8 protein-coding genes and 1 pseudogene are annotated in these 11,129 nt (G+C 40.1%); 2 read left to right on the plus strand and 7 right to left on the minus strand.

Annotated elements, in window-relative coordinates; translation table 11 throughout:
- The first annotated feature begins 64 nt into the window (after positions 1 to 64).
- Complete coding sequence (locus AB6D80_RS16590) at positions 65 to 571, plus strand: LPD25 domain-containing protein (protein WP_102579929.1); 507 nt, start codon at positions 65 to 67, stop codon at positions 569 to 571.
- Between the two features lie 207 nt (positions 572 to 778).
- On the opposite strand, the gene AB6D80_RS16595 is transcribed toward AB6D80_RS16590, so the two are convergent.
- From AB6D80_RS16595 to AB6D80_RS16620, 6 genes are all read right to left on the minus strand, one after another.
- Complete coding sequence (locus tag AB6D80_RS16595; protein WP_102579928.1) at positions 779 to 1,252, minus strand: hypothetical protein; 474 nt, start codon at positions 1,250 to 1,252, stop codon at positions 779 to 781.
- Between the two features lie 321 nt (positions 1,253 to 1,573).
- On the minus strand, positions 1,574 to 2,896 hold the full coding sequence (locus AB6D80_RS16600) for a hypothetical protein (protein ID WP_371715284.1): 1,323 nt from the start codon (positions 2,894 to 2,896) through the stop codon (positions 1,574 to 1,576).
- A 104-nt stretch (positions 2,897 to 3,000) separates the two neighbouring features.
- Positions 3,001 to 4,374, minus strand: a complete 1,374-nt coding sequence (locus tag AB6D80_RS16605) for an AAA family ATPase (RefSeq protein ID WP_102579925.1) — start codon at positions 4,372 to 4,374, stop codon at positions 3,001 to 3,003.
- A complete protein-coding gene (gene drmB, locus AB6D80_RS16610) occupies positions 4,371 to 6,188 on the minus strand; it encodes a DUF1998 domain-containing protein (protein WP_102579924.1) in 1,818 nt (605 codons plus the stop codon). The genes AB6D80_RS16605 and drmB overlap by 4 nt, the downstream gene beginning before the upstream one ends.
- Complete coding sequence (locus tag AB6D80_RS16615) at positions 6,188 to 9,301, minus strand: helicase-related protein (RefSeq protein ID WP_102579923.1); 3,114 nt, start codon at positions 9,299 to 9,301, stop codon at positions 6,188 to 6,190. Before AB6D80_RS16615 ends, drmB begins: the two co-directional genes overlap by 1 nt.
- 194 nt (positions 9,302 to 9,495) lie before the next feature.
- On the minus strand, positions 9,496 to 9,690 hold the full coding sequence (locus tag AB6D80_RS16620) for a hypothetical protein (protein WP_102579922.1): 195 nt from the start codon (positions 9,688 to 9,690) through the stop codon (positions 9,496 to 9,498).
- A 289-nt stretch (positions 9,691 to 9,979) separates the two neighbouring features.
- On the opposite strand from AB6D80_RS16620, the pseudogene AB6D80_RS16625 reads away from it, so the two are divergent.
- Positions 9,980 to 10,309, plus strand: a pseudogene (locus tag AB6D80_RS16625) (IS3 family transposase); the annotation flags it as partial.
- 263 nt (positions 10,310 to 10,572) lie between these two features.
- Here AB6D80_RS16625 and AB6D80_RS16630 read toward each other — a convergent pair.
- Complete coding sequence (locus AB6D80_RS16630; protein WP_371715287.1) at positions 10,573 to 10,698, minus strand: helix-turn-helix transcriptional regulator; 126 nt, start codon at positions 10,696 to 10,698, stop codon at positions 10,573 to 10,575.
- Positions 10,699 to 11,129 lie beyond the last annotated feature (431 nt).

An 11,129-nucleotide genomic window follows, 5' to 3' on the forward strand; every position in this document is an offset into this window, starting at 1 on the left:
ATGTGGGCTATCGGGAAGTTAGGCGAAAACGACGATGAAACCCTAACAACCCAAGGAGCCCACCATGTCACATTCCCTTTCTTTGCAAACTCACAACACTAAGCCCGCAAAAGCGAGCAACGTATCCCCGTTGCATCCGTCAGGCTCTACAACAATGAAAGTTGAACCCCTGTCAGTCTTGATTCACTGGTCTGAATCTTTCAGGCTACAAACCGATGAAGAGTTTGAGTTTGAAATCTTTGAGGCAATCGCACTTAAAGCCGCTTTGGATAATCCATTAGGCGGTTACGACAAAACAGAAGTAACGGTAAAGTTCGAAGGTGGCCATCAGCATCGATGTCGGATTGATTTAGGGTGTGGAGGTAATGAAACCGGCTTCGCTGATCATTGCTTTCGTATTCTGGAATATTCAGAATATCTAAAGAAATCAGAGCCGGATCATTGGTATCTAACCAACTCTCAAGGCAAAGAACTCGTAGTGCTATTGAAGTCGTATCAACTTAATCGCCAACAAGTGGCTAATGGTCGCCAGACCGCGTTTAAAAAAGTACGTTTGGCAAAAGGTATTTAATCTAGTTAGGGGCTTAAGCCCCTACTCACACAGAACTGTATATGAGCAGGAAATCGACAGAGAACAAGATGTTATTGCTTTAGAGTAGATTGAGTCATTCGAGTAATACTTATATGAACCTTCGATGCTTCATTTTTTGGGGGACGAATACTTAAGACTCCCCCTGAGACACTCAATAGTTAATAGATTATGCTTGTAACAATGATATTACTTGATTCTAAAAACAGAAAAGCTTTGCTGTTCACTAGGAAGAACACCTTCAAACACGTTGAGACTACCAATAGAGTTGAGCTGCTTTGTATCCATCATAGATTCAGTCCAAATCTCTAATTTTAGCTTTTCTACTCGTTCTTCACGGTTAAATAGATACTCTGCTGAATTAAACTCTGGGCAATCAAGAATCGAAATGTACAATCGATCTTGCTCCAAAAATTTTGATTCTAGTAATAGAACCAGTTCTTTTAACATCAGACGACAACGTTCTAAAACAGTAGCTCGACTGAGATACGATTCATGAGCATTGATATCAAATCCCATATCTTCTGCTATTGAGAATGCTAAATTTTCTATTTCAATTCCCGCGTCATTATCTTCAAAATCAAGATGATCTGTATTACCTTTATAAGCAAATGCAAAAAGCGCTATGGATTGTAAAAGTTTTTGTTTTTCAATGTCTTTCATGTCATACCGACCTTTTAATATAATTGAAATATTGTACCACATTAAATTGAAGTTCACTTACGTGCAAGTATATGATCAACAACAAATAAATTCAGATAAGAAACCAGAGAACATACGAATAGGCGAGTCTATTTTGATCTTTGTCCGAACAACTATCAAAAGTAGCAATGACCAAGCAAGCATCAATCATCTGAACTTTAAAGTTAAAGTCGACTAACAGTCTAAAAGGCAGGTTTCGAACATTTTGTAGAAGTGATAGTAGCTTGGGCTAAGTATTAAAGTGCATGGCTAAAGTTAGCTCTTTAGCCATGCTTGAGATTATCAAATAATCTTACTCGATTTTTGAGCTACTTTAATACTGATCAAAAGAGACAATATACCTTCAAAATAGACATGAGCTTCAGGGTCAGTCAACCATTCAAGTGGCAAAGTTAAAAGTAACCCGTGGGATTCAATTAACTCTGCACGAACAGATGAAGGTAAGTCTTTTTGGATCGCAAGTAGGTTTAGAGCTAACTGGCCCTTAAGTTTATCTAGGCCTTTCTCGCCGTTGGCATCAATCAATCGCCACGCAAATAATTCACCTGCCTTGTATACAAGAGCCAAATCAAACCCCGACATAGGTTTGACATGCTTAAGACTAAACAGGTTTTCCGTTTCACAATTAAGCCAAGGAACTTCTGTTAGCGAGAATTTATCATTGCATTCAATTTCAATCTTTTCTTCTTCGGGCTCGAATGTGGCCTCTACGTCTATTGTTATTTCATTATATAAACTTGCGTTCAATAGTTGTAGTTCAGCTCTTTCTTTTAGTTGCTTTCTATCGTCAGCACTTAAGTAACTGTATCCAGTTCGAGCTAATGCGAATAGGTTAGCGAGTGCATAAACATCTTCGCCTAGCCCTTCACCTAGATTGACTTTCATTGCATCGATGTTTTGTTTTTCTGGGTTTAACAAAACCAAGATCATAGCTCTCAATGCAACATTAATTTCATCTGTATAGATAAGTTTAACGTCATCATTGTTTATGATCTTTTCTGCAGTTTCTACCCAACGATCGACATCTTGAGAGGCTATATTTTCAGTAATAACTAAAGCCTTAAATTTCTCAACCACTTCGCTTAGCTGCCAACCATTATCAATATTGAAGTCACAGCATATTCTATAGAATATAGCGGCAATTTTTAGCTGTTCTTGGTCTCTCACATAGTGACTAAGGTTTGCTTCAAGTAATCGTTCCGGGTTGCCTAGATACTGCTTTAACTCACTTGAGAAGTCGTTTGAAGACAGTAAGGTACTATGAGTTGCGGCGATAATAGCGTCGTTAAAGGCCATCTTTTTCGAAAACAAATGTTTCTCGACTGTTGGAGGTTCTGCTATATCTAACGGCAAAGTTACATTAGCTTCATCATTCTCAAGAACATAGCACTCCATAGAACTTAAATCGTAGTTCTCATAACTTCGATCGATAAACATGTCTAAGCTATCTTGGTTGGTAAAACCCAATTTCGTAATATTGGAGAATGGCTGATAAAGAGATGTTAGTTTGTCTTTCAATCTTAGAACGACAACTTTCTCATCAATCAAATTTTGAGCGATCATTGATTGCAGTTCAATTTCTGAAAAAACCTTTTTTTCGTTCACTTCAAAGCAAAGTTCAAGAGGTAACAACTCATAAGTGAGAACATAACGACTTAGGTTTCGTTTTGGGAGCATGACATAGCACGGTGAGTTAGAGTTCATTTCCATTATTTCTGTTCTCTATAATCTATTAGTCCTGATGTTTTGCTCGGGAAGTGTTCAAAAAAAGCAGGATTGCAATTCGTACTTCCGTTACACAAAAAGACAAGTTCTTCACGAGCTCGAGAGCACATAACATATAAGTTCATTTTAAACGTTATGAGGTCTGCATCGTCAACAGCAAATGATTGTAATTGAGGAATAAAAACGGAATCAAACTCCAAACCTTTACAACTTTTACGATGCAATACAGTAACGACTCCTTGTTTATCAAACAAAAGATTTTCGCTACTTCTAGGATTTTTACTACTGTATGATTGTACAGTATAGTTAGGAAGTTGTCGTTCTATTTCGTCCACGAAAAGAGATCTATCAATATCATTATCAACAATAACTCCTACCTCGAGAGCTGCTCTATTTCTCAATGATCGGCATATATACTGAATTTGCTGTTCGGTATTACCCATTATCACCAACTGAGGTATGTTTCCTTGTCGATCTGGTAGTTTAGGAACGCCCGTTGGCAAACCAACATAAAAATGGCTTGCCACTTTTGCTATTTGACTGGTGCTCCTGAAGTTTTTAGTCAAACTAAATTCACGGTCAGGTTTATTTTTCAATTTTAGAGCTGTACGAATATCATCTAAGCTTGAGTGTCTCGACTCTTCTAAGCGTTGATTTTCATCAGCTAGTATTGTTAACCCACCATGCTCCAATTGTTTTGCACTAAGGCGTAAGAATGAAAATAACCCAGGTTCAAAATCTTGTGCTTCATCGATGATTAGATGCCCCCAGTCAATCAAATTATCTGGATCTTTCTCCAAGTATAGGTCTCGCATCTCTAACCAATCAAATTGCCACTGAGTTTGTCTTGGAGGATCGAATGATGTCCCAGTCCAGGCACTATAAGCATCAGGATTTCGGTCATACTTTTCTTTAGAGACATACCACATCCCCTTTTTATGGGTAAATGGATTAATCTTATTCCATTCGAATTGACCACCTATTTTTTTTAATTCATCTTTGTCTTCATAGGGGCAATTGAGGTACGCCTTATCTCCCTCTACAATTAAAGTCTCAGTATCAGATGCTGAAATCTTCTGTTGGCGCCACCATTCGGGAAGCCATGAGTGCATTGTTTTAGACTGAACTTTTCCTTCAATTTCACTCGCTACATTTTCTGTGTAGCGCCTCAATACACGATTGAACATCAAGACCGTTACTTCTTTTCTTTTCTTTGATAAGAGGTTCGCCCGCAAAAAAGCTATTACTGTTTTTCCGGTCCCGGGAGGCCCAGTGACCAAGATACTTCCATCTATAGGTGCATCTTCAAAAATATCTTGTTGTTCTTCGCTGATTTGTCGAGTGTTAGGCATTCTCATGACGCGATTTCCTTTTGTGCAGAAACAATCGCTTGGCTAAAGAAACCTTCATATTCATCGTTCCCGATTAATATTGTTCTATCTAACAGTAGGTTGTTATTTTCACAACTTGTTTCGGAAATGATTGAACAAGAATGGCAAGCCGCTTGATTTAACCCCATAACACCCACCTCCTGTTTTTCACCACATACAGGGTCATTTGAACACCAGTGAGCAGTTTCTAAGGAAGCTAATATTGCAGGCAAAAGTCTGTTCACATCACCCTGTTGAACTAGACCACCTAAACTACCTTCAGAGTCCCCCTCTGCAGTGTAAATAAGTAGCCCTGCTTGCTCTTCATCAGCGTAAATTCGTTCTCTTAAAGAGCCACTAGAGTAGCCACTTTCAAAACTTAATTGTCGTATCAACAGGTGTGCTAATGTATGTAAAATAAGAAACTTAGCACTTGGTTGAGGTAAATAAGTTGAACTCAACTCCGCGTGATACCGGTTCAATGTTTCGAGTCGTTGCCTCAATTTTAGCGGTAAATTCTGTTGCCAAGCATTAATAACAGCCAAGTTCATTTCTATGAAAATACCTTCACCAAAAACTTCGGTAGCTGGTAGCCAAGAACGGCTTTCAGTGCTGGTTTTAGGACTTACGATGTTGTCGCTGGGAGATACTCTTTCAAAACCACAAAATGCACGTACTTCACGCAATTTTTCTAATAAAACAACACGTTTAATAATCTTTGTAAAACTAGACATTGGAGGTGAATCGAAGCTCGCGAGCTTTGCTTTAAAGTTCGGCGTTTCTTTACTTTCAATATCTGGCGAAGATAGGATTTCCCACTCCGCAACTCTTAAATCTTCATCTTTAGGAATCTTAAATGTTCTCTGCTCTCGCTCTTTCGTATTCACGGCACTTAAAACATCTTCGATGGAAATACCTAACTCTTCTGCAATTTCATCAGCAAAAAACTCTACTCTGCGCTCCTTTTTATCAGCCAGAGCTTTCATTAAGTCATCAAACTCATCAGTTTCTTTAATACGTGCATATAGTTTATTACCGGAGCTAGATGGAGAGTGCGGGATATCCAGTGCAGAGCGAACAATGGAGTAATACAGGTTACTCGCGCCCCGTTGCAATACATGTAATGGTTCTTCACAGAGTTGTTGATCGATAGGCTTATATTCCCATGGCTGAGTATCTTGACATTTAACGCCCGCTAACCCGTTTTGACTCATGATCTCTTTAAGAGAGTTCTTAGCTCCACACTCTGGGTTCTTACATTCAATGTATAGCGCATCAAGGCCACTGCCTAATTCTGGATTAGACAAAAAATACAACTCAGGATGTTCGCATGTTTTATGCTTTCCTGATTTATGGGCCCAGTAAACCCAAGGGACATCTTGTAAATGTCCATGCTGACAAGCAGCGACGAACCTCATCGGCGCTAATTCCTTTTTCTTACACGCTGAGTTGGCGCAAACGGGAATACCTTCAGCATTCACTTTTCCAGTTTCATTTTTCCACAATTCCATTCTTTTACAGCGTGGGCAAAACATCCACTTTGGAAAACGTACTGTCATAAGAGCGTTATGTGGACCAATATCATCTTTCTTAGTAAATCTATTATTGATTACTGGAGGTTTTTTCAATGCCCATACACCGGCCTCGCTAGATAGTCGGTCTAACTTGATTTCATCTAACCTTTTAGGCCAATGTATTGGATCTGCCAAAACTAAAGACTCATCACCAATCTCTATCACAGAGCCTGGACCAAATGGCGTAATAAGTTGGGAACTACGATATGAACGATTAGAGCTAGCCACTAGCGCTCTCCTCTTACAAATAGGTGTGTTTCAGTATCTACATTGCGCATAGAATTCAAAGTACGCCATGCCTCATCATGTTGAGAGCTTTCAAAAGATTGAATAAGTGGCTCAAACTGCTTACCACCATCATAGTGTGTTAATGGTTTTGACGTTCGATTACACCTTTCTAACCATTGACTAACCAAAGATTCTAGAAAGTCGAGTGTTTCTAATTGCTCAGCTTTCGACATTCCTTTCATCGCCCGCTGAATACGCGCCTGGAATGCTTTATAGATCTGTACAAAATCTGGGTGATGTACATCGAGATGTTTTGCACTCTCATTTTTTCTTAAGTAGCCCGTGATTCGCACTGCAGCAATAAGTGATGCATGTAATGCACGCTCAAGAGCAGGCTTGACCCAAGGAGTCACACTGGTGGGTTCAACATAACGATAAAGTGCTTGGTGATAGCTCTTAAAGGTTTCGTAGTGTGAACGATCACGAGGTTTAGTTGGTGAATACTGCGTGATAACAATACCCGGTGGCCGCTTTTTGTTACGACCTACACGACTTGATGCTTGAATGTATTCTGCTGTTGATTTCGGCTGCCCTGCAATTAACATCATACCCAGTCGCTCAACATCAACACCGACCGAAATCATGTTCGTACATGGAAGAATATCGATCGCCTCAGGCGTTTCTTTTTCTAACCTTGCTAGAACCTCAGGAATCTTTGAACCTTTGACTCCAGCACTTAATTCTTCAACATTAGACACCGTTCTCGTGTCGTACTGGTCTTTTGAAATAACCTTGATACGCTCAGGAATATCATCGCGACCTAAAGTCATCGTTTTACCAAGCTCTCTTCGGCTATTGTGATAAATAGGAAGCGTCCAATAACTATCTAACAGCGTGTCTTTAAACCCTAATTCATACGGCGCTAAAAGGGCTGCCGAACTTGTTTGTACAAGTGATGTTTGTCCTGTATGGCCAGACGGCATAACACCAAGATAAAGTCGCCCCGGCTTATTTTCTTCTTCTTTTGAAAAAAACGAATCAGCCTGATCTGTACCAGAAGGAGGGAATATATTTACTTGTCTTCCAAATAGTCGAATACTTTGCTGCTGTGCAGCTCGAATCGTTGCAGTCGCAGCTATTACCTTAGGCCTATGGCCTAACACTTCCATTATGGTGTCAAAGCCAGCCTCATAAATACCAGCAATAGTTCCAAGTGGGCCTGAGATAAGATGAAGCTCATCTTGAATGATCAATGATGGTGGCTGTACTTTTTTATCACCGAAGAATGCAGCCGCTCTTTCTTGCCAAGTCAATCGCGCAAATTTATCGATAGTACCAATCAGTAAACTAGGGGGCTTCATGTATAACGCATCATCGACAACTTGGATTGGTAAATGACGGTGGAAATCACACTCATGACTAGGGCAAAAAAACTCAAATTTATTGTCTGGGTTGGAGCGAATTCCATATGAATTACAATCAGAAGAGTAATATTTAGGAACAATCTCAGTACCACACCAAGGGCAAACTTGAAGTTGAAAACTATTTTCGGGCTCAGGGTCATCTCGCATAATCATGACTTTATCGTGAGCATCTTGAAAATTATTAGGGGTACTATCTTTTCCTGCCCATAATCCAAGAGAAAACGATTCATTACCTAAGCGTTCATCAGACTTTCTAAGTTTTTCCAAAGCGCAAATTAAGCTCCCTGCTCGCTGGAACTGTTGCGAAGTCAACAAGCGCAGAGTATAGCGCTTGATCACAGCGGTCCCTCCACCTTTTTCACCTAAGGTTAGGCGACGGTGGATCAATTCCCACGCAGCTACTGCTAAGTAAGCCTCTGTTTTACCACCACCAGTTGGAAACCATAATAGGTCCACTTCCTCATGCGATGCAGGAAAGTCGCCGGTACTTTTGTTTGGAATAATAGATTCAAGGACCAATAGCTGAAACGCCAATTGGAATGGACGCCATTTAAAGTTTTTGATGACTTCGTTCGAAAAGTATTCTGGAGCCTCATACGGAGTACCTTTAGTTTTTGCTTCACCCGCATACTTTTTCCCGCTGTGGATCATTTGCATTAACATCGCCTTATTGGCAACTCTAAATGACTCCATAGCTACTTTGGATTGTCTTAGACCACTGACACCACCACTCATTCTAGCTGCGGCATTTTTTAGTCTTTCAATAATGCGACTTTTAGCGCTTGAGAATCGCTTATCTAATACTTCATTCTCAAGTTCAGTTATCCAAGAACGATACGTATCAATGAGTTTGTCATAACCATCAAGCAGTTCTTCATTTGTCGCAGAAGAGGGGTCTGCAATCTTTGTAATACTAAGAATGCTGCTGTCAAGATCTGGATACCTTTCCGAATCGATATCAGTGCTAAAGTCTTTAACCTCGTGGGATGGTATTGTCTCCGTAAATAAGCAGTCTGGTATTCCTCTGTCATCAAATGACCAATCTACAGCAACACCGTGACCTACGGCCCATGGTATTCGTTTTCGATACGTGAGATTCAACTCTTGCTGCTCATCATCTAACTTAAAGCGATCACTACTAGGGTACTCTTGAATATTACCTTCAAGTACAGTGACCTTAATTCCGCATTGGAATAAGCACTTTTCAGGGTCTAAACGCTCACCAGAACTCGCATTATTTGAGAGTGCTATTGTCACGATTTTTCCCGAGCTTAAAGGGCGTACTTTAATATCTAAACGAGCCTTTCCGTCTAAGATGACTTTCTTTTGCGTTATTAGCTCTTTTATCGGTTCTTCATGAAATAAAGGGTGACGCTGCCACTCTGAGAAGGCCTTTTTAGTATAACGGCCAGCATTAATATGTAAGCATAATGACGAGTTAGATTGAACAGCAAAGGAAATCGCCATTGACGAAGGTTTAAAATCATTTGCTAGAGCTTCTGAATTTGAATCAGCACCAGTGCTATCATTAGAGTCGTCAATGCAAGCTGCCACAGGGAATAGAGTCCCCATTAAATAGCGCTTTTGAGGGGCATCATTTAGCTCCTCATTTTCTCCATTAACAGGACCAATAAGCTGCGACTTTAGATAACCAACCAGTTCATGCCTGGCTTGAGTAAACTCATTCATTGTTGTTCTCTATACTTAAGATGGGGGAACATCAGACTTACGAAACACCGTTCCATTTGTGGGTATTATTCCAGATTAATAGCTTGCATCAATCTTTAGTTGTAATTAATCACCTTTTATATAACGGACACTACTCAACTAATTGCAAATCAGAAAGTGAAACGCCATAAGGATGTGATTGCCCTTGAGTTATGTTACTTTTTGCTGAAGTAACTTCTACCTGAGTCATGCGCGCCCCCTTCTCTAAAACTACCCGAACCACGCCCCCCTTTTTGTGCAGCTAAATCAGGGTATTTCTTTAAGGCTTCAAGCTCTTTTTCTGCAATTTCTTTAGTTGTTGCCTTCGGAACCTCAGTTCCTTTTTTAAGGTCTCTGATTGATCTAGACATTTTTCAGCGCCCATAGTTAGTAAATTTAGGAATAATACAATGACATGCATATTTATTATTTGACTAAACTCACTATGAAACAAAGTTCTACAGAAAAGATAGTAAACCCAGAAAAATAAACTCCTTTAATTTTCACCAGCAACATCAAAAATCGAGGTATATACTATTTGGACCCGCACCAGCAGTTTTAGACACCGAGTTAAATCAATACAATCACTAACGAAGTGAACCACGGCAAGCAAGAAGAAACGTATTACCCATTACCCTAAAATTAAAAGCAGAAACCCTGAAACTGGCAGAGCACGCAAAAAAGCTAGAAAGCGTAAAAAAGGCCGCCACCTACTTCACAAAAAATCTAAAGTAAATTGCTATGAATTTATGCTCGAATACTTGCAGAGTTTCAGTATGGTCCGCATGTGCAAGGTGTTCAGAGTTGAGTTTCCCGAGGTGGGTTTTATTACTGGGTTGAGAATCGCCACAAGGCGCTTCAACACGAGGTAGCTCACCAAACGCTTGATATAAAGATCAAAGAAACCTTTGATGTTAGCAAAAACATGATGACTCAAGACAAATTCAGAAGGGATTGGCTGAGAAAGGTGATAACCAAAATGTTGGGACAACGCTTGTGTTGAGAACTTCTTCCACTCTATGAAAATGGAAGCGATCAAATATGAGCTGATAATGACGTAAGACGAGATGCGCTAAACGGTCTTCGTGTACATAGAGGCTAATTTATAATCGGAAGAGAAGTCATAGTGCTCTTGAGTATCTAAGCCCAATGCACCTTGAAAAGCAAAATGTCTCTTAGTTAAGCGTCCAGTCAGGCTGAATCAGAGTAATTTATCTAGAGAAAAGGGGCTGCGCTAGATCTATTGCACGCCCCTACCTAGTAGCGTCATACCACCTATGTACCTCTTGCTCGCTCCAACGAGGAGAGCGCTTTGAAACCATGATCGGTTTCGGGAATGCTTCGTCCTGTCTCATTCTCCAAAAGGTAGTTCGACTAATATCAAAGGCTCACACACAATGTAGGACTAGGGAAAATATGAGGGGATCCGTCAGAGCCTTGCTAAGATGCGGCTAAATCGCTGGACCTAAGCAAAGCGACTGTAATCACTAAACTCAACCGAGCCGAAAGTGCCAAAGGTTAGCTGTCACTATTAAGCAATTTGTTAGGCTTTTTCAATCTCAAATGCCTGCTCAATTAGTGGCAAGCACAATGAATGAAACCACTCTTCAGCAATTTTAATTTGCTCGATCTCTTTTCCATTTACCATCATTTCACGGTAATCTTTAGGGTGTGTAAGTCGGTTCCTAATTGCGACGCTTTTTCTAAACTCATTAAAACCGTTATGTAGCTAGTTCACAGACGATCATGCTGACGACGATCATGCTGACACGCCTCTGGACATAAATAAGTTTCGGAAAACCGATACCCC

This window comes from Vibrio sp. 10N.247.310.17, from assembly GCF_041466605.1.
GTDB lineage: Bacteria > Pseudomonadota > Gammaproteobacteria > Enterobacterales > Vibrionaceae > Vibrio > Vibrio tasmaniensis_A.